Raw genomic sequence first — 22,501 nt, forward strand, 5'->3', positions numbered from 1 at the left:
CGGTTTTTTTTAATTTCTTTTTTATTTTCTTTTTTTATTCCTTTCTTTTTTATTTTTTCTATTTTTCTTAAAAATATCCGTCATCAATCATCAAAAGGGTACTCAATATATGATAATAAAGGATTTTTGCTTTTCACTTATCCGACATCTTGCCGGCATCATCCGTCATCCAATTCCTTGTTTTTCAAATAACCCTTTTCTTGCCCTCTCTTTTCTATTCCCTTGCCTTGCATTCTATCTGTGCTGTAGTTTTTAGCTGCATAGTGAGGGAGGTCTTCCTTAGGTGAAAATCCTCTTGGCAACATTTGACCAGCTGGAATGTTGACTTTGCTAGGTTTAAAACCATCTGGAAGATTGTTTTTAATCTCTCTATGCAGAGCATTGGGAGTCAGATCATTTTCTATCTGATAATACTCTTTAAAGCTCAGCCAAACCCACCAGACAAAGGAGTTAGGGAGAAAGGAAGATACTAAGTTTTTCTTAAAGAAATGGCGAGTAAAGGATACCACCTCATTCACCTCTTCTTGAAAGTCGTAAACTGCTTTTTGAGACGCTTGAGGATTTAACTTTAAATCTGTCTTAGTGTTTAAAGCTAGGCAAAGTAAATACTCTAGTACCTCTCTGCGGCAGATATAGTCATCTTTGATGGCTGGGTTTACCTTCCTAGCAAAACCGCCTTTAAATGGCAAAATCCGGAATCGCCGACCAATAGCATCAGAATCACCGTTTATGATAGGCAAGCCATTGGATGACTGGATAATAGTCATTTTTAAATTGACAGAGTAGGGTGTTTTCCCTTTTTCTTCAATTTTGATAGGATCACCAGTGGTTAAACTAAAGAATGTCGATACATCTTTGATTTTCACTCGAACTTGGACATCATCACCTATTACAACAGTCTTGCCTACCAGTACAGAGGTCTCAAACCGACTTTTATTCACCTCGTTTATTTTTAGGTTTGCCACATTTTGAGCGCCTACAAGATTTTTTATCAGCTCTTGAAAAGTTCCTTTACCAGTGCCCCCTTTACCTAGTAGCCAAAAAACATTTTTCAAGCTCTCGCCTGTAACGCTGGCTTTGATGATCTGCAGAGCCATCCTATACAGTTCATCGTCTCCTCCAAACAAATTTTTCAGCCATTCGGTTACTTTCCAGCCTTTTATATTAGGTTCTTTTGCATCTGCAATATAATTACAGTCAATCTTCCTAATTACAAGCTTTTGGGGGCTAAATGGCTCTGTTTCGCCAGTTTTAGCATTGTAAAGCAGATTTCCCAGCGCAGTATAACGATTATCAGCTTTTCTGCTGATAGCTGCTCTGGATAGCTTATAGATAACATCAAGGGCTTTGCGTTCCGTCAGCTCTGGATTGACAACGAAAATCAAATCTTTTATAAATTCCTCGTTTGTCTCGTAGAAGCCCCTATCAGGATTGTAATAATACAACGGTTCCCGTTGCCCCTCCATGTCATTCTTTAATCTGACAAAGTGTAGCCGTTGGCGTAGAAATTCAGCAATTTGTAATGCGCTCCGAGGCATTTTCCTTGCGGCGGCTTTCCTAGCCTTTTCCTCGGCTGTCTCTTCTGCAGTTTCTGGAGCTGTTGCTAAGGCTTTCTGATAAGTCTGTTCGTACAGACTTTGGAGATCATCTTTTAAAAGCTTCCTAACACCCTTGAAAGTCTTAAAATAACAGTCTTCTTGTAATTCTTGGGGCTGCCCTCGTTCCTGGTTGTCCAGTTCTGTTGACTTATCCTGCTTTACCCCTCTGTCATCCTCGATGATCGACTGTATGATTTCTTTTTCTGTCAAGTTACACCCCTTTCTAAATTGCTTAATTCTTTTATAAAATATCTGGCAAGGGCTGGGCGCTTCACAATAGCGGAGAATAACCCTGCTATATCCTCACAACTATAGCCATTGATATATAGTAAGCGGACGAATAAGGCTGTTTCTTGCTTGGTGTAAAGGCCTAGCGTCAAAGTTTCTAATATCCAGCCAGTCAGTTTTATCCCAGTTCCCTGGCGGTTTTCCTTGATTCTGACTTTTTCAAGGTCTTTTAAGACGGTTATTAGTTCTGGCTTAGCCAGAGATATTGGCATATCTCTTACTAATTTCCAGCCGGCCAGTTTCAGATTCTTGCTTTCTAGCTTTCTAAATTTGATGCCTTTATAAGTGAATTCTGAAATATAAACATCCAGTGGCTCAAAATAGAGGAACTTGTAGTAATTCCCTTTTTTATAGACAGCAGTGGGGTTTTCTTTCAAGAAGCTAAACAGTTTCATAGTCTGAGGAGTAAAAGTTAATTCCATAATTGTATTCATGCTCTTCCTCCGTTATCATCTACTCCCAGGAAAATCAAAATATCTTTTATTTTGTAAAATACCTTACGAGTATCTTCGAGAGGTGGCTGGTAGCGTCTTAACCCCCCTTCCAATTCCCAACGTTTCAAAGTGTTGGCCTTAATTCCTAATTCCTCTCGGACCTCTACAGCAGACATTAAACCCAGATGTTTAGCCTTTGGACGTGCATAGGATTCCAAGAAGCCAGCAACCAGAGATAGAGCCTCTGTTTTTAATTCCTTTTCAGTTTCTGCGCTGAATAGTGCCATGTCAAGGCCACCTCCTCTGATTTGCCATAACCTTGCCGGCAATTTTCCCTAGAGTTTTATTCATAAGCAATATTTTTTTATCTTGCTGCTCCAATAGGTCCAATGTTTGACACAATATCTTGGCCATAAGTTGCTGGTCTTCTCTTGTTGGCTCATTCTGGCAAGTTTCAATAGCTTTAAGGCTTTCTTTTATTGCTTTGATATCTTTAGACTTAATCAATGTTCGTGCCTCACTTTTTTCTTTTTAGATTTTCAATTTCCTTGGCCATGCTGCGAATGGTTTTCTGTTGTTCTTCCAAAATCCCGATTATTCTGCCTATATGGTTACTTATTCCGATAGCAAACTCACAAACCATGCTATTGAATGATCCATCATTCTGAAAGTTTGCTAGATTTGCTTCCTGGTCTTTTAACTCCTGCATATACTCCGAGAAATTGACAATATTATTGCTTAATTCAAATTTATCGGCCATTTCTAAAACCCTCCAGCTCCTCAGCATCGTCGCATTCCAAAAGCTGACTAGCTATATCATCAAGCTCGGCGATAATCGTTTCAAATACCTCGTAGGAAGAACTTAGATAGCTTGTTGCTATGTCGGTAAAGATGAATGATTCCCAGTCTTTTGAAAGAGATACCCCAGCTTGAGCCACTTGATCCAATTTAATTGTCTTTAGGATATTAGACAGTCGACAGCCTAAGCTCTGCAGCTCTTCGACAGTAAGTTGTACAGTTTTAGTTTGTTCTGTTTTTTCAGCCATTTTCTTGTTCCTCGCTTTTATAGTACTTATTTTCCGAGTTGTCGGATAAGGGTTTGCTTTTCTTCTTCGTTTACTGTATCTGCTACAAAAAGCACATCTAGCTCTTTAACGTAAAAAGCATTACGATTTAGTTTGTTGTGGTCAAAGATTGAAATTTCCATAATTTTTACCTCTCCTAGCTATTTCTAATGGCTAGTGCTTACCGTTTGGAAGTCCTGGAAGCTGTCGCAAATTCGATTAAATACGTCAATTAAGTCATTGTCCTCGACATATACAGCAGTAAGCTGTCCGTTGTTTCTGTATGTCAGTTCAATCACTGGCTGGGCATAGTTTCCAATCATGTAGCCCATTAGAGCATGGCCACCTGCTTGTGCAGCATCATGATCTAAAAAGTCGTAAGTGAAAGTCCGTTTTTTTGCTTTATCTGAAAATGTTTGTAGTTTCATGTTTTTGCTCCTTTAGTTGTACTTGCGTCCTGCAAGTTGGATATATGCCCCATATTCGGGGGTTAGTTTGTCGGTGGTGCTTTCTTCCGTCTGAGAGCTTTCTGTCACTCTAAAGCGCTCTAGTGAGCTCTGAGAGCTGTTTAGATGCCATAGCTTCCAGATTAGGAATAGTAGTAGTGAGACAAAGACGATTGCTTGGTCTGGTGTCATATCAATTTCTTGTATCATTTGTTTTGCCCTCATGCAAAAATTTCTGCGAGTTCTTTATAGATATGATCAGGAATTTCGTTCAGTGCTTGCTGCTGCAGCTGGATAGCTTTGAGGCGGTTGGTGTCACTAGCGGTCTTCTTTTCGATAATCTCACGAGTAGCCATTACTTGCTTGTAATAATCTTCTAACTTTAGCTTGCGGCCGCCTGATGTCTGTTCTTCTTCCTGCTTCTTGTTTCTCAAAAGCTCAAAACTGACAATTTCCTTGTTCTTCATGGTGAAAGCTATAGCCTTACGAGCTTTCCAGTTGTTCAAGCGAACTTTTATCTGTCTGTCGGTCCAGTCTGGTAGTCGCTTTCTAAGAATGTCCATAGTGATCAGGCCTTCGTCTTGCCAAAGCTGGGCTAGGTCTCCTTGTGTAAATGGTGTTTTAGTCATGTTGATTATCCTTATCTCTTTCTTTTGGTCTTTATCGGCAGTTTATAGAGTCGCCTCTCTGAGCGGTTGCATTTGATATCCCTTTTTGGTATAATCTAAGTATAAAAAGTATTCTTAAAACCCTTACGGCTTGCCTGCTAGTAAGTGTTTGAATATCTTAGTGTGAAAGGCTTGTCAGTTGGTTGCTGCGTCAAGCCTTTTTTTGTTGCTTCTAGACTTATTCAGCCTAATTGTATTAGTGCTGTAAGCTCCTTTCTAATAATCTTCTGCTAGCCATTCCATGGCTTTTTGGTAAATGCAAGGTTTTACTTCTCCGCCATCTCGAATTTTTTTGTATGTAATAGGATTGATACCTATTTCTTCGCTAGTTTGCTTAGCAGTTAATTTTTTATCCGCTTGCTTTCGGCGTATTGCTTTTGCTTGAGTTGAGGTGATAAGCAATATATTCTTCTCCTTTCCTGTTTGTAAAGAATTTCTTTACTTGAGCTAAGTATATAATGTTTTTCTTTACTTGTCAATAGATAATAAAAAAAAACTTTACAAAAGGTTTCTTAGTAGTTATAATTTAACTGAGGTGATAAGATGCCAACAATAAAAAACAGACTTAAGGAACTAAGAATAAAAAAAGGAATAACACAAGATAAACTTGCAACAGAATTAAATAAAGGGGTAAGTGAAAACGAAAAGCTAGTATCAAAGATGGTTATATCTAATTGGGAAAATAATAAACATGCCATCAAACCAGAGAAAGCTCAACAGTTAGCAGATTACTTCGAGGTTAGTGTGGGGTATCTACTTGGCTATGAAAAATTTTATGAGATAGAAAAAGATGCTTTAGAGAGTTCTGAAAACATTAAGAAATTAATCCAATCACATTCTAACTTTAAAGACGTCATTGATGAATTTGAAATAAGTAAAGTAAACTCTGGTAAATTTGTTTTTTCTCTATTTAACGAAACAGATAACATTGAATTATTTGAAAAACAAATAAAAAAAGCAATTATAAAGCAACTCGAGGAAGAAGTAGAGGATGTTGATACTATATCTGATGAGTCCTTAAATGAATGGGTTAACGGAGTTTATAAGGCTCTAGCTGAATTACCTATTATCTATCAAGAATTTCTCTCGCAATTTTTGACTTTGTCGATAAATGAGCAAGATAGTATTATGAATCTGGTTACTACCTTATACGAAAATAGTTTCAGTAAGAAAAATGACTAAGAATAAAAGATTTCGTGACACTTGATTTTTAAAAAGTAAATTTTTCTTCACATTATTTTAGAAAAATTCACGAAGTCAAGTAAAATCGTTGACAAAAGGTAAACAATATCATAAAATGGAGATACTTAAGAAATAGCTATCAGGAAAACCTACGGGCCCTGACTGCGGAAGGCATCTCCAAGGAGGTGTCTTTTTTTGGTTCGACCATTCAAAAATATACATGAACAACTTGAAATACTACACTCTAGGGATCTTACATTAACTCAGTACCAAAGTAACAAACTTTATTTAATGACTAACAACTATTATTCGATCATCAATGGTTATAGTCGCTACTTTTGGAAATCAACCAATAAATATTACCCTAATACAAATTTTGACGATATTTCAACTTTATATTTTTTAGATAGAGAAATAAAATTTGCATTTTTGAAAGCAACTTTAGAAGCTGAAAAACATTTAAAATCAATCACTGCCTATACTTTGACCGAAAAGTACAGAGATGATCCTTTAGGTTATCTTAGTGAGTCTTTCTACACATACAATGCTAAAGATAAACGACAATTCAAGGATGTAGCTTTTTTAACAAAACGCTTTAAAAAAATTATTTCTAAACATACTCGATTACCTGGAAACAACCCTATTAAGAATCATAAGAACAATCACGATGGAGTCCCGTTTTGGGTAATGGTTGAATACCTAACTTTTGGTGAGTTAAAATTAGTTATAAAATACTTACCAAGCATTCAGAATAAGATAGCTAAACGTCACTATTCCTTTATATCCGAGAAATTACCAATCACGGCGCATTTTACAGGAAGGGTATTGCTCTCATTTATTGAAAATATTTTTGAAATTAGAAATATTTGTGCGCATGATTCACGATTACTGGATTTTAAATGTAGAAATAATCTTTTATATTTCCCACCTCTGCATGATAAATACAATATCCCCTCTAATGCCCCCAAAAGTGATGTTTATAATACTTTTTTGACTTTACAATGTTTCTTAAGTAAAACCCAATACGCTATTTTACATAATACCTTGCTTAAGAGAATGAACTATCTAGATAACTATCTTTCAAAAAGAAATAATTCAGTTCAAACAAATTTTATTTTGCAAACATTAGGATTTCCAAATAATTGGCACCAATCAAAAAAGTTGCTACAGTAGCTTCTTGTAATAATTTTCTTGAAACTAAGTTGTTAAAACCATTAAAAAGTGATATTATTTTCTCAATGTAAAAGAAGCCTACCAAGGTTACACTGCTCTAGGTTTGTATATCGATACAAATAAGGGTTAAAATGGGAAAACGTATCATCTTTTAAGATGGTACGCTTTTTTCAAAGCTCATATAAGCTGATTTAAGCCTTGTTTTTCTTTTTCTGGACAGATTATACCGACTAACTTATCAAAACGAATTCTAGGGCATTCTACAACGCCCTGGATCCATTTAACCCTTTCTTAAAACCCTTACGGCTTGCCTGCTGATGAAAAGAAAGGGGAACTAATGAAAATTACTGAAGTCAAAAAGAAAAACGGCACTACCGTTTACCGAGCTAGCGTCTACCTAGGAGTTGACAAGGTTACTGGTAAGAAAGTAAAGACAAGTATCACTGGACGGACAAGGAAAGAGGTCAAGAGTAAAGCCCAGCAAGCGCAGTTTGATTTTAAATCTAATGGTTCGACAGTCAAAAAGACGGTACAGGTCAAGACCTACAAAGAGCTTGCTGCCCTATGGCTAGAAAGTCACAGGCTGACAGTTAGGCCGCAAACATTTGCTGTGACCAGGAGGCAGGTTAATCATCATCTTATCCCTGAGTTTGGGAGTATGAAGATAGACAAGATAACGCCTAGCAGTATTCAGGAGTTTATAAACAATCTGGCCCATAATCTTGTAAATTTCAAGGAGATTAACTCAATTAACAGGAGAATACTGCAGCATGGCGTAACATTGCAGCTGCTGACGTCTAACCCTGGACGTGATGTGATTCTGCCTAAGAAGCAAAAGAAAGGCAGAGAAACAGTCAAGTTCATAGATCCGGATGATTTAAAGATGTTTATCGATTATGCTGAAAAGCTATCTACAAAGAGCTACAAGCATTATTACCGCTTTGTGGTCTTTAAGTTGCTACTGGCCACAGGCTGCCGTATTGGAGAGCTAGCAGCCCTGGAATGGTCGGATATTGACCTAAAGGAAAAGACAATCACAATCAGTAAAACCTACAGCCAAGAAATTCGGATGATAGGGGAAACAAAGACAAAAGCAGGTACTCGAAAGATAAGCATAGATCCCAAAACTACGCTGATGCTGAGGCAATATCAGAATCGTCAGCGCCTAATGTTCTTAGAAGTGGGGGCTCAAGCTCCGTCTGTTGTCTTTGCCACTACGGTTAGAGATTATCTGCCAAGGCATTCTCTCCAGCAGATTATTGACAAGCGTTGCGAGACATTGGGCATCCCACGATTTACTTGTCACGCTTTCCGCCATACTCATGCTAGTTTATTGCTGAATGCTGGTATCAGCTACAAGGAGTTGCAATATAGGTTAGGACATTCTAATATATCCATGACCTTAGATGTGTATAGTCACCTATCCAAGGACAAAGAGAAAGAGGCTGTTTCATATTATGAAAAAGCTATAAATAGTCTATAAGTCCACAAAAAGGTGAACAAATTTATAAAACAACTTACTTACAAAGGTTATAAACCTTATTAAATCAACGTTTGAAAGGATAATAAAAGAAAATATGACGAAAATTCGCGGATTCGAGCTGGTTTCCAGCTTTACAAATGAAGATTTGTTGCCCAAGAGAGAGACGGCTCACGCAGCGGGCTACGATTTGAAAGTGGCAGAGCGTACCCTCGTTGCGCCAGGGGAGATTAAGTTGGTTCCGACTGGTGTCAAGGCCTATATGCAGCCGGGCGAGGTGCTCTATCTTTACGACCGCTCGTCCAACCCTCGTAAAAAAGGCCTGGTCTTGATTAACTCCGTTGGGGTCATTGACGGCGACTACTATGGCAATCCCGGAAACGAAGGGCATATCTTTGCTCAGATGAAAAACATCACAAATCAGGAAGTCGTCCTCGAAGTTGGGGAACGTGTGGTTCAGGCTGTCTTTGCACCATTTTTGATTGCGGATGGAGATGAAGCAGAAGGTGTGCGGACCGGTGGATTTGGGTCGACAGGGCATTAGTATGAAAATCATTTTTATACGCCACGGAGAGCCAGATTATTCACTTTTGGAAGAGGCTGGTTATACTGGCTTTGGACTAGATTTGGCTCCCTTGTCGGCTGCTGGTCGTCGGATGGCGACAGAGGCCGCTTCTAATCCTTTGCTGGAACAGGCGGAAATTCTGATCTCCTCTTCTGTGACGCGGGCTTTGGAGACGGCTTCCTATCTGATTCGAAACCGCCAACTACCGCTTTTTGTGGAGCCTTTTCTACATGAATGGCAGGTATATGAAAGTGGGACAGAAAAGTTTGAGCAGGCTCGGAAGCTGTTTTTTGAAAATAAAGGCTCACTTCCTTCAGGAAGTCCTGTCTGGTATGAGACAGCTGAGCAGATGAAAGACCGCTTTGTGCGTACCCTAAGTAAATACAGAGAATACGAGACGGTAGCTCTTGTAGCCCATCGCATGCTCATCCGCCAGTTTGTAGCTGATCAGCAGATTGATTTTTGCCAGTTTGTTGAATGTGAACTGAAGTTTTAATGTTTCGTTGTAAAAAGAATCTTAACAAAAGGATTTAGAGATAAAAGAAATATGAAAGAATTTAAGAACAAGGACTATTCAACAGAAATTCGTCAGAAAATTCCAGGCTATGATGTGATGCTAGATGTGATTTTCCGAGGAGTATTGCTCAGGTTAGCACCCAGTTTAAAAGTCGATAAGGTGTTAGCTTTGGCAAGCCAGACGGATGAGCTGAATGGTTTGGCATCCTTATTTCCTAAGGCAGGGTTGACGGTTGTGGAGCCAAGCGAGGCGATGCTACAAGAGCTTAAAAGACAGGTTCATCTGCCTCAAGCGGAGTATCTTAATAGTCGGTTTGAAGAAGCAGTGCTGCCTTCTGCTTATCAGATTTGTTCTTGCTTGCTAGTGTTGCAGTTTGTTGAAAATCCCAGCTTTTTTCTTCGAAAAATTTATGATTCTTTAAGTGAAGATGGCCTTCTGATTCTTAGCTTTTTTTCCAACCAGCAACTGGGCTATTGGAAAACACTTGCTTCAGAGCTAGGAGCCAATCAGCAACAAGTTCAGCGTACTTATGAGAATCAAGCTGGTTTGATGAATTCCCTCTCGCCTCAAGAAGTTGCAGGCTTGCTAGAAGAGGCTGGTTTTACCAATATAGAGCAAGTGTGTCAGGTCTTATCTACTTTTGTTTGGATTATTAGAAAATAAGGAGAATCACCATCGCTAAGAAAAAAACGACCTTTGTCTGTCAAAATTGTGAATATCATTCGCCCAAGTATCTAGGTCGCTGTCCTAACTGCGGCTCTTGGTCTTCTTTCGTTGAGGAAGTAGAGGCTGTAGAAGTCAAGCATGCTCGTGTTTCCTTGACAGGTGAAAAGACCCGGCCCATGAAGCTGGCTGAGGTCACTTCGATTGATGTCAACCGAACCAAGACAGAAATGGATGAGTTCAACCGTGTGCTGGGTGGTGGCGTAGTGCCTGGCAGTTTGGTCCTGATTGGCGGGGATCCCGGTATCGGGAAGTCCACCTTGCTTCTACAGGTATCCACTCAACTTTCTCATCAGGGCACCGTCCTTTATGTCAGCGGGGAGGAATCGGCTGAACAGATTAAGCTGCGGGCGGAGCGACTCGGTGATATTGACAGTGAGTTTTATCTCTATGCCGAGACCAATATGCAAAATATCCGCACGGAGATTGAGAAAATCAAGCCAGATTTTCTGATTATTGACTCCATTCAGACAGTGATGTCGCCGGAAATTTCCAGTGTTCAAGGTTCTGTTTCTCAGGTTCGAGAGGTGACAGCTGAGCTCATGCAGCTGGCCAAGACCAATAATATTGCGACCTTTATCGTTGGTCACATGACCAAGGAAGGAACCTTAGCTGGCCCACGAACTTTGGAGCATATGGTGGACACCGTGCTTTATTTTGAGGGCGAACGTCAGCACACTTTCCGTATTTTACGGGCAGTTAAAAACCGCTTTGGCTCTACCAATGAGATTGGTATTTTTGAGATGCAGTCTGGTGGGCTAGTTGAGGTTATCAACCCCAGTGAAGTCTTTCTGGAAGAGCGTCTGGATGGCGCGACAGGTTCTTCTATCGTTGTGACCATGGAAGGAACGAGGCCGATTTTAGCTGAGGTGCAGGCTTTGGTGACACCGACCATGTTCGGCAATGCCAAGCGAACCACGACTGGACTGGACTTTAACCGAGCCAGCCTTATCATGGCGGTTCTGGAAAAACGGGCAGGGCTCCTCCTGCAAAATCAAGACGCCTACCTCAAATCAGCTGGTGGTGTCAAGCTAGATGAGCCAGCCATTGATTTGGCAGTAGCGGTCGCCATTGCTTCCAGCTACAAGGATCTGCCTACCAATCCTCAAGAGTGCTTTATCGGTGAAATTGGCCTGACTGGTGAAATCCGTCGAGTCAATCGCATCGAGCAGCGCATCAACGAAGCAGCAAAGCTGGGTTTCACCAAAGTCTACGCTCCTAAAAACTCTCTGAACGGCCTCAAAGTTCCAGACAATATCCAAGTCATTGGTGTGACGACGATTGGGGAAGTCTTAAAGAAAGTGTTTTCCTGATTAAAGTAGTATTGCGAAAAGTTGTTGTGCGTGCTATAATATTGCTAGAAAAATTAGGATTTATCTGGAATTTCCTATAAGTTGTTTTTCCAGATTTTTTAGGAGGATAATCAACCATGGTAGATCATCGTATGAATGTTTCTATTACCAACAATGCTCAATTTCCCTTGGCGGAGATTGCCTTAGATGCATCAGAGTCTGTTCGTATTCAGACCGGGAGCATGATATATCACACTCCCAACGTTATCTTGAATGCCAAAGTGAATGCAGAGTCTCAATCAATCTTTGGCAAGGCAATCCAAGCTGTGGGCCGTTCTATGGCTTCTGGCGAAGGAGTGTTTATCACTGAAGCAACTGCTCAATCAAATAACGGTCGTCTAGCCTTAGCGCCTAATGTACCTGGTCAGATTGTTGCTCTGGAACTAGGCGAAAAGCAATACCGCCTTAATGATGGAGCTTTTCTGGCTATGGATGGTTCTGCCTCTTATACTTTGGAGAGGCAGTCGGTAGGTCGAGCTCTCTTTGGTGGCCAAGGGGGCTTTTATGTGATGAGTACCCAAGGTCAGGGAACACTCTTGGTAAATTCCTTTGGCTCGATTCAAAAGGTCGAGCTGCATAATGATAGGATAACGATTGACAATGCTCACGTAGTAGCATGGAGTCGAGAGTTGGAATATGATATTCATTTAGAAAATGGTTTCTGGCAGTCCATGGGGACTGGTGAAGGAGTGGTTAATACCTTCTATGGAACTGGGGAAATTTACATCCAAAGTCTCAATATTGAAACCTTTGCAAATGTTCTTCGCCCACACCTGAATATTGACAATTCTTGAAAATTTCTAGGAGAGACTCAGGCAGTCTCTTCTTTTTTGATGCTTCAGTTTTCCTTTGTTCAAAATATAGGAAAATGTTATAATCAAGTCATAATAAGAAGGAGGCATTTCTTATGCGATTTTCTATGGACAGTAATATGCAGTTTCCTTTGGTTGAGTTGTCGCTCAATCAAGGAGAAACCGTCTTTATCCAGCGTGGCAGCATGGTCTACCACACGCCGAATGTGACCCTGAATACCCAGCTCAATGCAAGCGGTTCTGGCTTGGGACGTTTTGTCAAGGCTGTGGGGCGTTCGATGGTTTCTGGTGAAAGTACCTTTATTACTCAGGCTGTTGCCCAGTCTGATAATGGCTACCTTGCTTTGGCGCCAGATGCTCCTGGTCAAGTCATTCCTCTTCAGCTAGGCGAAAAGCAATATCGGCTGAATGACGGTGCCTTTCTGGCTCTTGATGGTACGGCTTACTATACCATGGAGCGTCAGTCTGTTGGCAAGGCTCTCTTTGGCGGTCAAGGCGGTCTCTTCGTTATGACGACCCAAGGACAGGGCACTCTTTTGGCTAATGCCTTTGGTTCTATTAAGAAAATTGAGCTTCATAACCAAGAAGTGACTATTGACAATGCCCATGTAGTAGCTTGGAGCCAATCTTTGAATTATAATATCCATCTGGAAAATGGTTTCTGGCAGTCTATTGGAACGGGAGAAGGAGTGGTCAACACCTTCCAAGGTACTGGTGAAGTCTATGTGCAAAGTCTCAATCTTCAAACCTTTGCAGGCTCACTCAGCAAGTATATCCCAAGAAGCTCATAACAAATAAAACTAGGACAGAAGACCAGTCTAGATGCTGGATTTGACTGTCCTATTTTTTGTAACAAAGTCGAGAACTGACAGATAGCAGAAAAGATGGTAAGATAATATAAAATTATTTGAATATCAAAGTACCAGCAAGGGGAAGAATGTCATATTTTGAAAACTTTATGAAGGCCAATCAAGCCTTGAAAAGGCAACGGCCGCCTTTATGATTTAGCTGTTAGCACCATCGGATGCGAACTCGTTCGTGGCATTTTTGGCGGATTAAAGAAACGTTAGGAGAATAAAGTGACAATTACTATAAAACCTTATCAGAAATTGGATAAAGAGGCTGTTTTAGAATTATCAATTCAAGCTTGGTCTCCAGTTTTTCCAAAAATGGAAAAAGGAGTTCCTAAGTTTGTTTATGATAATTTTTATCCTCAAGGGTGGGAAAAAAGGCAAATCAATGATCTAACAGCAGTCTTAAATGAAGAGAGTCAGTTTGCCTGGTTAGCTTTTCTGGAGGAAGAATTAGTAGGATGGATTCACATTCGCTTGCACCCTGAGGATAAGATGGGTGAGATTTATATCCTAGCTGTTGCTCCAAGATATCAGCGTCAAGGTATTGGAAAAGCGCTCATGACCTATGCTTGTGATCAGATTAAACAAAAAGGAATGGAAATGGTCATGGTTGAGACGGGTGGTGATCTAGGTCATGCACCGGCTCGTAAAACCTATGAGAACTTTGGTTTTGAACAATGGCCCGTTGCTCGCTACTTTAAGAAGTTATAACTCACGGCTCTTTGTCAACTGTAGTGGGTGATAAAAGCTAGCACAGAGAGCAGTTCATATAGGTTCTCTCTTTTTTGAAGTTAGGGAAGTTCTAAAGCCAAAACCTAGTATGATAAGGTTAATTCGTTTGAACATCAAATAATATAATTAGTCAGGAGTCAAAATGTCATATTTTGAAAACTTTATGAAGGCCAATCAAGCTTATGTAGATTTGCATGGAACGGCACATCTGCCCATTAATCCCAAAACCAAGGTAGCTATTGTGACCTGCATGGACTCTAGGCTCCACGTAGCTCAGGCTCTGGGACTGGCACTAGGAGATGCCCATATCTTGCGAAATGCCGGTGGTCGGGTGACGGAGGACATGATTCGCTCACTGGTCATCTCTCAGCAGCAGCTAGGAACGCGGGAAATCGTGGTTTTGCATCATACAGACTGCGGGGCACAGACCTTTAAGAATGAAGATTTTACGGCCTATCTTCATAAAGAGCTAGGTGTCGATGTTAGTGAACAGGATTTTTTGCCCTTTACAGATGTAGAGGAAAGTGTGCGCGAGGATATGGCCTTGCTGCGGCAGTCACCGCTAATCCCAGCTGATGTAAAAATCTCAGGTGCGGTTTATGATGTAGATACTGGTCGAATGACAGTTGTTGAGGAATAGTTGGGAAGTCAATTTCTTTGTCTGCGCATCAGCATTGAAATTGGCTCCTTTTTTATGTTAAAATAGAGAAACGATTTTAATTAGTTAGGACAATGTTATGATTCTTTCCATTATTTCTCAGGGACTGGTTTGGGCCGTCCTAGGTCTAGGTATTTTTATGACCTTCCGGATTCTGGGTTTTCCTGATATGACGACAGAAGGCTCCTTCCCCTTGGGCGGGGCGGTGGCTGTTACCTTGATTACCAAAGGAGTCAATCCTTTTCTGGCAACAGCAGCAGCCGTTTTAGCGGGCTGTGCTGCGGGTGCCGTGACAGGTCTGCTCTATACCAAGGGGAAAATTCCGACTTTGCTTTCTGGGATTTTGGTCATGACCTCCTGCCACTCTATCATGCTGATGCTGATGGGCCGTGCCAATCTGGGGCTTTTAGGCAGCAGTAAAATTCAGGATATTCTGCCCTTTTCAGGGGAAGTCAATGACCTCTTGACTGGTTTGATTTTTGTCAGCCTAGTGATTGCAGCCCTGCTCTTTTTCTTGGATACTAAGCTAGGGCAGGCTTATATCGCGACTGGAGATAATCCGGACATGGCTCGCAGTTTTGGGATCAATACTGGCCGTATGGAGTTGATGGGACTGATTCTGTCTAATGGCTTGATTGCTCTGGCTGGGGCGCTGATTGCCCAGCAGGAAGGCTATGCAGATGTTTCCCGTGGGATTGGAGTGATTGTAGTCGGTCTGGCCAGTCTTATCATTGGCGAAGTGCTCTTTCATAGTCTGACCTTGGCAGAGCGGCTGATTACCATTGTAGTTGGTGCGATTGCCTATCAGTTCTTGATCTGGGGTGTCATTGCTCTCGGCTTTAATACCAACTATCTCCGTCTTTACAGTGCGGTGATTCTGGCCGTCTGTCTCATGATTCCGACCCTGAAAAATAAATTCTTTAAAGGAGCCAAGTTAAGCAAATGACAGCGATTGTAGAATTAAGAAATGCAACCAAGCTTGTAAAGAGCGGCTTTGATGAAGAAAAAATCATCCTAAATGATGTTTCTTTAGACATTCATGAGCATGATTTTATTACGATTTTAGGCGGAAACGGTGCAGGAAAGTCAACCCTGTTCAATGTCATTGCTGGCACTCTCCCTTTAACCAGCGGCAGCATTCATATCTTGGGGGAAAATGTCACTCATTTTTCACCAGAAAAGCGGGCCAAGTACCTGTCTCGTGTCTTTCAGGATCCTAAGATGGGAACAGCTCCGCGCATGACAGTGGCGGAAAATCTTCTTATTGCCAAATTCCGAGGTGAAAAGCGTGGCTTGGCGCCCCGTGGGCTCAACAGTTATAGGGAAGAGTTTCAGGCGACGATTGAGAAAATCGGCAATGGCCTGGACAAGCATCTGGATACACCGATTGAATTTCTTTCTGGCGGGCAAAGACAGGCTTTGAGTCTGCTCATGGCAACGCTCAAGCGACCAGAGCTTTTGCTTCTGGATGAGCATACTGCAGCACTGGATCCCAAGACCAGTGTAGCCTTGATGGAGCTGACCAATGAATTTGTCAATCGTGACCGCCTCACAGCCCTTATGATTACACATCACATGGAGGATGCCCTCAAATACGGCAACCGACTAATCGTTATGAAAGACGGGCAGATTATTCAGGACTTAAATAAAGACGAGAAAGCCAAGATGACCATCGCAGACTACTATGGCTTGTTTGAATAGGCTTTCTCAGAGTTTTGTAAAAACAAGAAAAAGAATATGTACTAAATAATGTACTGCTCCCACAAAGTTAGACAATTAATGTTCAAAAGGCACTCATAGATTAATAAAAACCGCTAGATTGCGGTTTTTTTGTTATCAAAATAGTCTAAATCACTCATCTAAGCGAATAAACATCATTGCGTTAAGTAAGGAGATGAGCGCGACCGTATTAATATTATTGGAATAAATCAGTCTCTTGTTCTCAATGGGAGGAATAACAAAATTAGAAATGATGATATCGTAAGGTGATTCTTTTAAAGAATCGATTGATAATTCTAATTTATTCCAAACTTCAAGTTCAAAATTATTACTGCAATAATAAGAAAGTGTCTCTGCTACTGATCTTGCATGATACTGATCAAAATTACTCATGACTAAAACTTTTAATTTAGGCTGATTTTGTAAAAGGTTCAGCACTAAATGTTTGCTGTGAGTGATAAAAGTATAGGATAGATGGTTGACTTTCATTGGTGTGCTATGGATATCCAAAGTCTCTAGATAATGTTCAATCCCTTTTTTAATATCTGAAACAAATTGAGGGAAAATATTTTGAAAGTTCTTGATTGTATTCCCTTTTTGATCAAATAGAATAAACTCTGTAGATAGTTCCTGGCGGTGCAGATGTGATGTATTATGCAAATGCCAAATAAGATTGTCATTATTGTCTATTTTTAGATTATATTTGCTTTCTATCTGATCAATTAAATCACTTAATAATTGATACGAATTTTTTACATAGCTGTCTGTTTTTGCACAGCTCATAAATAGATTTTCATCAATGAAAAACATTTTTTGAAAATAGGAGACAAATAGTTGGCCTATCACTTCTTTATTCAAAGAGATATGATATTCAGAATCAAAGCTCGCTACAATGTCTTCGATTCCTTCTGCCTGCATGAAAGATTCTAACAATTGATTGTTAAAAGAATCTTTCTCAACTTCCAAGAAATGACCAAACTTTATTCGATATAAATTCGTAACGAGGAGCAATTTTAACATTCGTTGAGTTGCGAAATTGACAGGAAATGCAGTTTCTTTATAGACCAGTGCTAACAGCTTACACAAAGGTTCTACTGAAAAATCTGTAAAGGGCCATTCAAAAAAATAATATTTTTCCGAAAAATATTGTGCAAAAAAATAACGGATATCAATCTCATCTCCAATAATCCGAGCAGGATTGAGACTAATTTTAAAATTATATTGTTTTTTTATAATTTTGTTAATATGACTGATTATACGATAGAGTGATGAAGAACTTATATAAAACTCTTTACAAAGACTCTCAGTTTCATATCCTTCATTAAAGAAGATGAATTCTAAAATTGAAAAATGGGTTGAATGCTTAAAAAAATGGTGATAGACCATCTCAATATCACTATCATCGGTATTAATGATACGTATGCCATTAGTAGAAGAGTGAAAAATCAATTGAGGGAACGCAGACTTGACATGAGATAAATCATCTTTTACTGAACGTTCTGTACAATTCAATAGTTCAGCCAGTTCAGAAATATGAAACCAGCGTTTGTTTTTAAATAGTAGTTCTAATAGTTCTAATTGCCTGTGGCTCTTTTTAGACAGTAATTCTCGCATTAAAATATTATCTTTCTTTATATAGTGTTTTTATTATCAGGCAATTATACCATATTTTATGCATTTAACCTCGTTTAACAACTCTAAAATATATCTAAAAATGCTGATAAAAGCCTATAGAACAAGGAATTCTTATCTTTGCGTATCTATAGTACAGATAAACGGAAAGAAAACCAAGTTGAATTATTATGTTTCCAAGTTGGAAAATTATATAATTATGTTAATCAAAAAATAATAGTAAAAAATATTATTAAACAATTTTGATTTAGAAAAAATTAGAAAGGAGAATCAATATGCTTTGGTCTATTATTGTTGGAGGTGTTATTGGTCTTATTGCTGGATCAATCACTAAAAAAGGCGGCTCAATGGGTGTTATTGCAAACGTTGTTGCAGGTTTAGTTGGTTCTGCTGTCGGTCAGTCACTTTTGGGAACTTGGGGTCCTAGTTTGGCTGGTATGGCCTTGCTTCCTTCTATCATTGGTGCAGTTATTGTAGTAGCTGTTGTGTCATTTATTTTGGGTAAAAAGGCATAAATTGTCTTTTTACTTTCAAAATACAATTTAAAATTTAATGATGTGAGGATTCAATATGTCAAAATCAAGAAAAATACTTTCCCTCATTTTCTGTATTTTAATCTTGACAATTTTGATTCCTGTTTTGCTAGACTTTCATAAAGTCAGCGGTCTGGGGCTCCAGTTATTTAGTTGGAAGTTATTCACTTGGAAGCAGATTCCTTTTGTGGGCTACTATCTTTCTAGGTATGTTTTCTGGGGCACTGTGGTTTTAGCAAGCTTAATCTTACTACTGATGTTAGTGATAGCTTTTTATCCTAAGAGACGTTTGGAAATTCAGCTAGCTGATGCGGATGGGAAACTGATGCTGAAAAATTCAGCCATTGAAGGGTTTGTTCGTAGTCTATTAACAGAACACGGTTTAATTAAAGATCCTACAGTTTCAGTAAATAGCCGTAAAAACAAATGCATGGTTTCTGTTAAAGGGGCAATTGTTCCTTCGGAAAACATCATCAAGAGAAGTCAGTTGATTCAAGAAGAAATTGCGTCTGGATTGACAGAATTCTTCGGAATCAATCATAATGTCAAGCTTAAAATCTCTGTCTCAGACTTCAAGCCAAAAGAAGCGGCTAAAAAAACTACTAGTCGTGTAAAGTAAGGAAGTAAAAAATGGAATGGTTTAAAAAATATCAATATCCAATCTTGTCTGGATTAGCAGGCATTATTCTAGCGTGTTTTATCCTATCCTTTGGCTTCTTTAAGACTCTATTTGTCTTGATTTGCGCTACTCTAGGGGCAGGAATCGGATATTATATTCAAAACAAAAATATATTTAAATAAGAATAAAGGAGTTTAACATGTCAAATAAAGATGTTAAAGATGTTGCAAAAAAAGAAGTTACCCAAGAAGTTCACGAAGTAAAAGGTGAATTGACTTACGATGATAAGGTCATTCAAAAAATTATCGGTCTCTCTTTAGAGAAAGTTTCAGGTTTGCTGGCTGTTGACGGTGGCTTCTTCTCTAACATAAAAGATAAATTGGTCAACTCTGACAATGTCACTCATGGTGTCAATGTTGAAGTTGGTAAAGAACAAGTAGCTGTTGACCTGAATGTGGTTGCAGAATATCAAAAGAATGTTCCAGCTTTATACAAAGAAATCAAGAAAGTCGTTGCAGAAGAAGTTTCTAAGATGACTGATTTGGAAGTTGTTGAAGTAAATGTCAATGTTGTTGATATTAAAACGAAAGAACAACACGAAGCGGATTCAGTAAGCCTTCAAGACCGAGTGACAGATGTTGCTGAATCAACAGGCGAATTTGCTTCAGAGCAATTCGAAAAAGCAAAATCTGGCATTAGCGGTGGTTTCTCAGCTGTTCAAGAAAAAGTTGGCGATGGTGTAGAGGCTGTTAAAGACGCTGCATCAAATGAAAAAGCTCGCGTTCGTTAATTCTCTAACTAAGATTAGGAATTCTTATATTCTTTCATTTCTTTAAAAATTGAAACTAATAACGGAGGTATCATTATGTCTACAGAAGAAAAATTCAACCAAGCTAAAGGTTCTGTTAAAGAAGGCCTTGGCAAATTAACTGGTGATAAAAAAACAGAAAAAGAAGGAGCTGCTGAAAAAGTAGTTTCTAAAGTCAAAGAAGTTGCAGTAGATGCCAAAGATGCTGTTGAAGGCGCAATCGAAGGCGTTAAAAATATGGTTAAAAAAGACGATAAATAAAACCAATAGTTGATTTTCCTTATAAAAAGTCTTTGTTAGCTATAGTCACTGATAAAAATTATCTACAGTCTAAAGGAGACCTCATTTTAGGGTCTCCTTTCCTTTTTGCTTGTACACTTGATAGAAAAAATATTTCTTAGCTTCTTGGGTGTAAACGCTTGCAAAAAACTGAGTAGAGTACTATAATAGAGTTAAGGAAATAGGAAGAAAGGAAACCAAATTCATTCGCTTTTAAGTTTACTTTGTTGGTATAGTTGTTTGTGATACATAAGTAGTTGCTTTACTTGACATATTGGTTGAATTGTCAGACAGGCCTGCTTAGCTTGCCTGATTGTAACGATAGTATAGAAAGTAGAAGCTTTTAGATGGTTTTCAAACTTCGAGAATTCAATCAATAGTGCTTTATTATGTTATAGAGATTTCCAATGCTAAGATAAAAAGAAAATCATTAGCGGTTGAAGGAATTAAAAGTTTATAAAAAATAATAAAAACAATAAATCAAAAAAATTGTTATTCAGTTACACCTTGGATGAACTGATTGCTCTCATACCAGCGAAGTAAACCAGACCTCTAGCCGAGTAAAGCTAGAGGTCGTTTTTTGCTACGATTGGCATGCCGTGTATCTGGGATGAAAGCCCTCTGGGGGCTGTTTTCTTATACTTTGCAAGTATAAGATACCGTTGACAAGAAAGGGTTTTCGGTATATATTTATATTAGGAATGATGATTGGAAAACAATCAGCAGTTAGAAGAGAGGTTGTTATAGGAGCTGTTTTTTTAGCGTCATCATTGCTTTTCATTATTAGGAAGGTATGATTATGCCAATTATAAGAAAAGTTCAAGTGTATCTTTTGTTTCTGTTTTTTTCTTTGAGCGGTGTCTTGCCAAGTCAGATTGTCTTTGCGGAGCAGTCGCAGAATGGTGTTTAAAGATTTGATTGACAAATACCGCTGGATTTCGCTGATTCAGTACAATGGCATGCGGGTCAGCAAGCGGATGCTCCGATACTATGGTGTTGACTGGTGATAAGCAATTTGCAAGACCAAGTGAGCCAATAAAAGGTGAGAAACCCGAATATCATACAGCTTGATATTCGGGTTTTTGGAAAGGTAAAGAGAAAATGAAGCTGAAAAAAGAAAAATGTCGGCATTGGCTGTTTGACTATGAGGCCGACTATGTCATCTGCCCGGCCTGCGGTGAGCCTATTGCGGAGAATATACCGAATAATCCCAATTTCAAGCTGCAGATAATTCGGCGGAGTCGGAAGTATAAAAGATTTTTAAGGTGGAAAACAGGTTATTTCTTTTTCTTGTTTTTAATATTATTTTTAATGTTATTCATTATCTTCAATTATCAATTCTTGGATAGTTTAGTGATTAAAAGCTACGGGATTACAGGTATTGATTCTTTTGAGCCTATTCTCAAATGGAGCTTCTATCCCTTCAAAGATGTTGTAGAGACAGCGGCCGTCCTTACTTTTATTCTTGCAGGACCTCAGCTTGATAGACGAGAATGGCTGAGACGCTGGCATCTTCAAAAGCATGCACATTACTATTTGGCATCATATCTGTATCCAGTAATCAGAGTAGCAAATTATATTCTGTTAGTTTATCTAGGCAGTGAATTTTGGAGTAAGCTTATTTATTTAGAAGAGATGGACTTGTTGAATTATCACTTAGGTGGTCAGGAACTGATTTACGCTAGCGCGGTCTATGCTAAGGAAAATCTTCGCGGCCTCTACATTGTGCTGGGCCTTAATTTTCTTGCAGACTGCTGGCTCTTTTTCTACCAGCGCTTGGCTATACGGGTTAATCGATTTTAGGATTCAGGAAAGAGAGTAGATATGAAAAAAACAAAATGCCGCCACCAACTGTTTGACTATGAAGCCGACTATGTCATTTGTACGGCCTGCCTCTTTCTGCCTCTGATCTTTCCTTGCCATATCAGTCTTTGGGGAGCAGTGATTGGAATTTTGGCGATCTAAATCCTGCCCGGCTTTCTCAGTAATCCCAATCATGATTTTGTTTCGGCTGATCTCAGCCCCATCGATTTTCCTCATTTGATTGAGCGGCTGTTTCTTCTGGACATTATCACTTTTGGGTAGAAGTTGATTGGGCTTTCCGAGTATTTCGGAAATGAAAATTTCTCCCCCTGTCTGTCCTTCTGCCCTAAACTCCTTGTAATAAGCTAGAACGTAGATTCTCAATGAGGTTTCTGCTTATAGAGGTAGCGCTTCCGATTCTAAGCTTGATAGCTAGCCTGCTGTTCTTTTCTGCTCATGCTCTGGCAACGGTCGGGCTGGCTTTCTTGGTTACAGCGGCGATGATGGTTTATTTTGTCCGTTTTAATCTGACTGGCAAAGCCTAACCCTAAAAAGAGACAGT

32 protein-coding genes are annotated in these 22,501 nt (G+C 39.3%); 21 read left to right on the plus strand and 11 right to left on the minus strand.

Features of this window, described 5'->3' with window-relative positions; translation table 11 throughout:
- Window positions 1-158 precede the first annotated feature (158 nt).
- The 10 genes from DQM55_RS01135 to DQM55_RS01180 all read right to left on the minus strand — a co-directional run bounded on the left by DQM55_RS01135 (window position 159) and on the right by DQM55_RS01180 (window position 4,900).
- Window positions 159-1,808 carry a phage/plasmid primase, P4 family gene (locus tag DQM55_RS01135; RefSeq protein WP_111675201.1) on the minus strand — a complete coding sequence of 550 codons (1,650 nt, stop codon included), beginning with the start codon at window positions 1,806-1,808 and terminating at the stop codon, window positions 159-161.
- Window positions 1,805-2,320 carry a hypothetical protein gene (locus tag DQM55_RS01140; RefSeq protein ID WP_072074691.1) on the minus strand — a complete coding sequence of 172 codons (516 nt, stop codon included), beginning with the start codon at window positions 2,318-2,320 and terminating at the stop codon, window positions 1,805-1,807. Before DQM55_RS01140 ends, DQM55_RS01135 begins: the two co-directional genes overlap by 4 nt.
- Complete coding sequence (locus tag DQM55_RS01145; RefSeq protein WP_111675202.1) at window positions 2,317-2,607, minus strand: hypothetical protein; 291 nt, start codon at window positions 2,605-2,607, stop codon at window positions 2,317-2,319. The genes DQM55_RS01140 and DQM55_RS01145 overlap by 4 nt, the downstream gene beginning before the upstream one ends.
- Before the next feature lies 1 nt (window position 2,608).
- On the minus strand, window positions 2,609-2,827 hold the full coding sequence (locus DQM55_RS01150) for a hypothetical protein (protein ID WP_111675203.1): 219 nt from the start codon (window positions 2,825-2,827) through the stop codon (window positions 2,609-2,611).
- A gap of 10 nt (window positions 2,828-2,837) precedes the next feature.
- Window positions 2,838-3,080, minus strand: coding sequence for a hypothetical protein (locus tag DQM55_RS01155; RefSeq protein ID WP_111675204.1), 243 nt, complete (start codon window positions 3,078-3,080; stop codon window positions 2,838-2,840).
- Entirely contained in the window at window positions 3,070-3,366 is a 297-nt protein-coding gene (locus DQM55_RS01160; protein ID WP_111675205.1) for a hypothetical protein, read from the minus strand. Before DQM55_RS01160 ends, DQM55_RS01155 begins: the two co-directional genes overlap by 11 nt.
- A 26-nt stretch (window positions 3,367-3,392) precedes the next feature.
- Window positions 3,393-3,527 carry a hypothetical protein gene (locus DQM55_RS11855; protein WP_255297061.1) on the minus strand — a complete coding sequence of 45 codons (135 nt, stop codon included), beginning with the start codon at window positions 3,525-3,527 and terminating at the stop codon, window positions 3,393-3,395.
- A 24-nt stretch (window positions 3,528-3,551) separates the two neighbouring features.
- Window positions 3,552-3,812, minus strand: a complete 261-nt coding sequence (locus tag DQM55_RS01165; RefSeq protein WP_111675206.1) for a hypothetical protein — start codon at window positions 3,810-3,812, stop codon at window positions 3,552-3,554.
- A gap of 239 nt (window positions 3,813-4,051) precedes the next feature.
- A complete protein-coding gene (locus DQM55_RS01175) occupies window positions 4,052-4,459 on the minus strand; it encodes a DUF1492 domain-containing protein (RefSeq protein ID WP_111675208.1) in 408 nt (135 codons plus the stop codon).
- Window positions 4,460-4,714: 255 nt separating this feature from the next.
- Entirely contained in the window at window positions 4,715-4,900 is a 186-nt protein-coding gene (locus tag DQM55_RS01180) for a hypothetical protein (RefSeq protein WP_111675209.1), read from the minus strand.
- Window positions 4,901-5,041: 141 nt separating this feature from the next.
- On the opposite strand from DQM55_RS01180, the gene DQM55_RS01185 reads away from it, so the two are divergent.
- The 13 genes from DQM55_RS01185 to DQM55_RS01245 all read left to right on the plus strand — a co-directional run bounded on the left by DQM55_RS01185 (window position 5,042) and on the right by DQM55_RS01245 (window position 16,247).
- A complete protein-coding gene (locus DQM55_RS01185) occupies window positions 5,042-5,680 on the plus strand; it encodes a helix-turn-helix domain-containing protein (RefSeq protein WP_111675210.1) in 639 nt (212 codons plus the stop codon).
- 195 nt (window positions 5,681-5,875) lie between these two features.
- Entirely contained in the window at window positions 5,876-6,853 is a 978-nt protein-coding gene (locus tag DQM55_RS01190; protein ID WP_111675211.1) for an Abi family protein, read from the plus strand.
- 337 nt (window positions 6,854-7,190) lie between these two features.
- Window positions 7,191-8,336: a tyrosine-type recombinase/integrase gene (locus tag DQM55_RS01195; RefSeq protein WP_111675212.1), complete on the plus strand. Its 1,146-nt coding sequence runs from the start codon at window positions 7,191-7,193 to the stop codon at window positions 8,334-8,336.
- A 94-nt stretch (window positions 8,337-8,430) separates the two neighbouring features.
- Window positions 8,431-8,877, plus strand: coding sequence for a dUTP diphosphatase (locus DQM55_RS01200; RefSeq protein WP_111675213.1), 447 nt, complete (start codon window positions 8,431-8,433; stop codon window positions 8,875-8,877).
- A 1-nt stretch (window position 8,878) separates the two neighbouring features.
- A complete protein-coding gene (locus DQM55_RS01205; protein ID WP_111675214.1) occupies window positions 8,879-9,394 on the plus strand; it encodes a histidine phosphatase family protein in 516 nt (171 codons plus the stop codon).
- A gap of 51 nt (window positions 9,395-9,445) precedes the next feature.
- Window positions 9,446-10,078 carry a methyltransferase domain-containing protein gene (locus DQM55_RS01210; RefSeq protein WP_111675215.1) on the plus strand — a complete coding sequence of 211 codons (633 nt, stop codon included), beginning with the start codon at window positions 9,446-9,448 and terminating at the stop codon, window positions 10,076-10,078.
- A gap of 5 nt (window positions 10,079-10,083) precedes the next feature.
- Entirely contained in the window at window positions 10,084-11,451 is a 1,368-nt protein-coding gene (radA, locus tag DQM55_RS01215) for a DNA repair protein RadA (protein ID WP_111675216.1), read from the plus strand.
- A gap of 116 nt (window positions 11,452-11,567) precedes the next feature.
- Complete coding sequence (locus DQM55_RS01220) at window positions 11,568-12,284, plus strand: TIGR00266 family protein (protein ID WP_111675217.1); 717 nt, start codon at window positions 11,568-11,570, stop codon at window positions 12,282-12,284.
- Window positions 12,285-12,397: 113 nt separating this feature from the next.
- Complete coding sequence (locus DQM55_RS01225) at window positions 12,398-13,093, plus strand: TIGR00266 family protein (protein ID WP_002893942.1); 696 nt, start codon at window positions 12,398-12,400, stop codon at window positions 13,091-13,093.
- A gap of 288 nt (window positions 13,094-13,381) precedes the next feature.
- On the plus strand, window positions 13,382-13,867 hold the full coding sequence (locus DQM55_RS01230) for a GNAT family N-acetyltransferase (protein ID WP_002893940.1): 486 nt from the start codon (window positions 13,382-13,384) through the stop codon (window positions 13,865-13,867).
- Between the two features lie 163 nt (window positions 13,868-14,030).
- On the plus strand, window positions 14,031-14,528 hold the full coding sequence (locus tag DQM55_RS01235) for a beta-class carbonic anhydrase (protein ID WP_111675218.1): 498 nt from the start codon (window positions 14,031-14,033) through the stop codon (window positions 14,526-14,528).
- A 97-nt stretch (window positions 14,529-14,625) separates the two neighbouring features.
- Entirely contained in the window at window positions 14,626-15,492 is an 867-nt protein-coding gene (locus DQM55_RS01240) for an ABC transporter permease (protein ID WP_002899165.1), read from the plus strand.
- Window positions 15,489-16,247, plus strand: coding sequence for an ABC transporter ATP-binding protein (locus DQM55_RS01245; protein ID WP_111675219.1), 759 nt, complete (start codon window positions 15,489-15,491; stop codon window positions 16,245-16,247). Before DQM55_RS01240 ends, DQM55_RS01245 begins: the two co-directional genes overlap by 4 nt.
- 150 nt (window positions 16,248-16,397) lie before the next feature.
- Here the strand turns inward: DQM55_RS01245 and DQM55_RS01250 are convergent, their stop codons facing one another.
- Entirely contained in the window at window positions 16,398-17,879 is a 1,482-nt protein-coding gene (locus tag DQM55_RS01250; RefSeq protein WP_111675220.1) for a M protein trans-acting positive regulator PRD domain-containing protein, read from the minus strand.
- Window positions 17,880-18,172: 293 nt separating this feature from the next.
- Between DQM55_RS01250 and DQM55_RS01255 the strand changes: the two genes are divergently transcribed.
- The 8 genes from DQM55_RS01255 (at window position 18,173) to DQM55_RS11710 (ending at window position 22,484) form a co-directional block, all read left to right on the plus strand.
- Window positions 18,173-18,412 (plus strand): GlsB/YeaQ/YmgE family stress response membrane protein, encoded by a 240-nt coding sequence (locus tag DQM55_RS01255; protein ID WP_111675221.1) that lies wholly within the window; start codon window positions 18,173-18,175, stop codon window positions 18,410-18,412.
- Between the two features lie 55 nt (window positions 18,413-18,467).
- Window positions 18,468-19,049, plus strand: coding sequence for an alkaline shock response membrane anchor protein AmaP (gene amaP / locus DQM55_RS01260; protein ID WP_002893930.1), 582 nt, complete (start codon window positions 18,468-18,470; stop codon window positions 19,047-19,049).
- 11 nt (window positions 19,050-19,060) lie between these two features.
- Window positions 19,061-19,231: a DUF2273 domain-containing protein gene (locus DQM55_RS01265; RefSeq protein WP_002899156.1), complete on the plus strand. Its 171-nt coding sequence runs from the start codon at window positions 19,061-19,063 to the stop codon at window positions 19,229-19,231.
- Window positions 19,232-19,248: 17 nt separating this feature from the next.
- Window positions 19,249-19,839 carry an Asp23/Gls24 family envelope stress response protein gene (locus tag DQM55_RS01270; RefSeq protein WP_111675222.1) on the plus strand — a complete coding sequence of 197 codons (591 nt, stop codon included), beginning with the start codon at window positions 19,249-19,251 and terminating at the stop codon, window positions 19,837-19,839.
- Window positions 19,840-19,914: 75 nt separating this feature from the next.
- Window positions 19,915-20,118, plus strand: a complete 204-nt coding sequence (locus tag DQM55_RS01275) for a CsbD family protein (RefSeq protein ID WP_002899152.1) — start codon at window positions 19,915-19,917, stop codon at window positions 20,116-20,118.
- A 1,119-nt stretch (window positions 20,119-21,237) separates the two neighbouring features.
- Entirely contained in the window at window positions 21,238-21,939 is a 702-nt protein-coding gene (locus DQM55_RS01280) for a hypothetical protein (RefSeq protein ID WP_111675223.1), read from the plus strand.
- Window positions 21,940-21,960: 21 nt separating this feature from the next.
- On the plus strand, window positions 21,961-22,101 hold the full coding sequence (locus tag DQM55_RS11705) for a hypothetical protein (protein WP_172454695.1): 141 nt from the start codon (window positions 21,961-21,963) through the stop codon (window positions 22,099-22,101).
- A gap of 221 nt (window positions 22,102-22,322) precedes the next feature.
- Window positions 22,323-22,484, plus strand: a complete 162-nt coding sequence (locus DQM55_RS11710; RefSeq protein WP_172454696.1) for a hypothetical protein — start codon at window positions 22,323-22,325, stop codon at window positions 22,482-22,484.
- Window positions 22,485-22,501 lie beyond the last annotated feature (17 nt).

The organism is Streptococcus sanguinis (assembly GCF_900475275.1).
GTDB classification, from domain to species: Bacteria; Bacillota; Bacilli; order Lactobacillales; family Streptococcaceae; genus Streptococcus; species Streptococcus sanguinis_N.

Bases quoted from the DNA above. Each gene is read 5' to 3' on its own strand.
- DQM55_RS01140 (WP_072074691.1), bottom strand. From the start codon at position 2,320: ATGAATACAATTATGGAATTAACTTTTACTCCTCAGACTATGAAACTG.
- DQM55_RS01145 (WP_111675202.1), bottom strand. From the start codon at position 2,607: ATGGCACTATTCAGCGCAGAAACTGAAAAGGAATTAAAAACAGAGGCT.
- DQM55_RS01155 (WP_111675204.1), bottom strand. From the start codon at position 3,080: ATGGCCGATAAATTTGAATTAAGCAATAATATTGTCAATTTCTCGGAG.
- DQM55_RS01160 (WP_111675205.1), bottom strand. From the start codon at position 3,366: ATGGCTGAAAAAACAGAACAAACTAAAACTGTACAACTTACTGTCGAA.
- DQM55_RS11855 (WP_255297061.1), bottom strand. From the start codon at position 3,527: ATGGAAATTTCAATCTTTGACCACAACAAACTAAATCGTAATGCTTTT.
- DQM55_RS01165 (WP_111675206.1), bottom strand. From the start codon at position 3,812: ATGAAACTACAAACATTTTCAGATAAAGCAAAAAAACGGACTTTCACT.
- DQM55_RS01175 (WP_111675208.1), bottom strand. From the start codon at position 4,459: ATGACTAAAACACCATTTACACAAGGAGACCTAGCCCAGCTTTGGCAA.
- DQM55_RS01185 (WP_111675210.1), top strand. From the start codon at position 5,042: ATGCCAACAATAAAAAACAGACTTAAGGAACTAAGAATAAAAAAAGGA.
- DQM55_RS01195 (WP_111675212.1), top strand. From the start codon at position 7,191: ATGAAAATTACTGAAGTCAAAAAGAAAAACGGCACTACCGTTTACCGA.
- DQM55_RS01200 (WP_111675213.1), top strand. From the start codon at position 8,431: ATGACGAAAATTCGCGGATTCGAGCTGGTTTCCAGCTTTACAAATGAA.
- DQM55_RS01205 (WP_111675214.1), top strand. From the start codon at position 8,879: ATGAAAATCATTTTTATACGCCACGGAGAGCCAGATTATTCACTTTTG.
- DQM55_RS01210 (WP_111675215.1), top strand. From the start codon at position 9,446: ATGAAAGAATTTAAGAACAAGGACTATTCAACAGAAATTCGTCAGAAA.
- DQM55_RS01220 (WP_111675217.1), top strand. From the start codon at position 11,568: ATGGTAGATCATCGTATGAATGTTTCTATTACCAACAATGCTCAATTT.
- DQM55_RS01225 (WP_002893942.1), top strand. From the start codon at position 12,398: ATGCGATTTTCTATGGACAGTAATATGCAGTTTCCTTTGGTTGAGTTG.
- DQM55_RS01235 (WP_111675218.1), top strand. From the start codon at position 14,031: ATGTCATATTTTGAAAACTTTATGAAGGCCAATCAAGCTTATGTAGAT.
- DQM55_RS01240 (WP_002899165.1), top strand. From the start codon at position 14,626: ATGATTCTTTCCATTATTTCTCAGGGACTGGTTTGGGCCGTCCTAGGT.
- DQM55_RS01245 (WP_111675219.1), top strand. From the start codon at position 15,489: ATGACAGCGATTGTAGAATTAAGAAATGCAACCAAGCTTGTAAAGAGC.
- DQM55_RS01250 (WP_111675220.1), bottom strand. From the start codon at position 17,879: ATGCGAGAATTACTGTCTAAAAAGAGCCACAGGCAATTAGAACTATTA.
- DQM55_RS01255 (WP_111675221.1), top strand. From the start codon at position 18,173: ATGCTTTGGTCTATTATTGTTGGAGGTGTTATTGGTCTTATTGCTGGA.
- amaP (WP_002893930.1), top strand. From the start codon at position 18,468: ATGTCAAAATCAAGAAAAATACTTTCCCTCATTTTCTGTATTTTAATC.
- DQM55_RS01265 (WP_002899156.1), top strand. From the start codon at position 19,061: ATGGAATGGTTTAAAAAATATCAATATCCAATCTTGTCTGGATTAGCA.
- DQM55_RS01270 (WP_111675222.1), top strand. From the start codon at position 19,249: ATGTCAAATAAAGATGTTAAAGATGTTGCAAAAAAAGAAGTTACCCAA.
- DQM55_RS01275 (WP_002899152.1), top strand. From the start codon at position 19,915: ATGTCTACAGAAGAAAAATTCAACCAAGCTAAAGGTTCTGTTAAAGAA.
- DQM55_RS01280 (WP_111675223.1), top strand. From the start codon at position 21,238: ATGAAGCTGAAAAAAGAAAAATGTCGGCATTGGCTGTTTGACTATGAG.
- DQM55_RS11705 (WP_172454695.1), top strand. From the start codon at position 21,961: ATGAAAAAAACAAAATGCCGCCACCAACTGTTTGACTATGAAGCCGAC.
- DQM55_RS11710 (WP_172454696.1), top strand. From the start codon at position 22,323: ATGAGGTTTCTGCTTATAGAGGTAGCGCTTCCGATTCTAAGCTTGATA.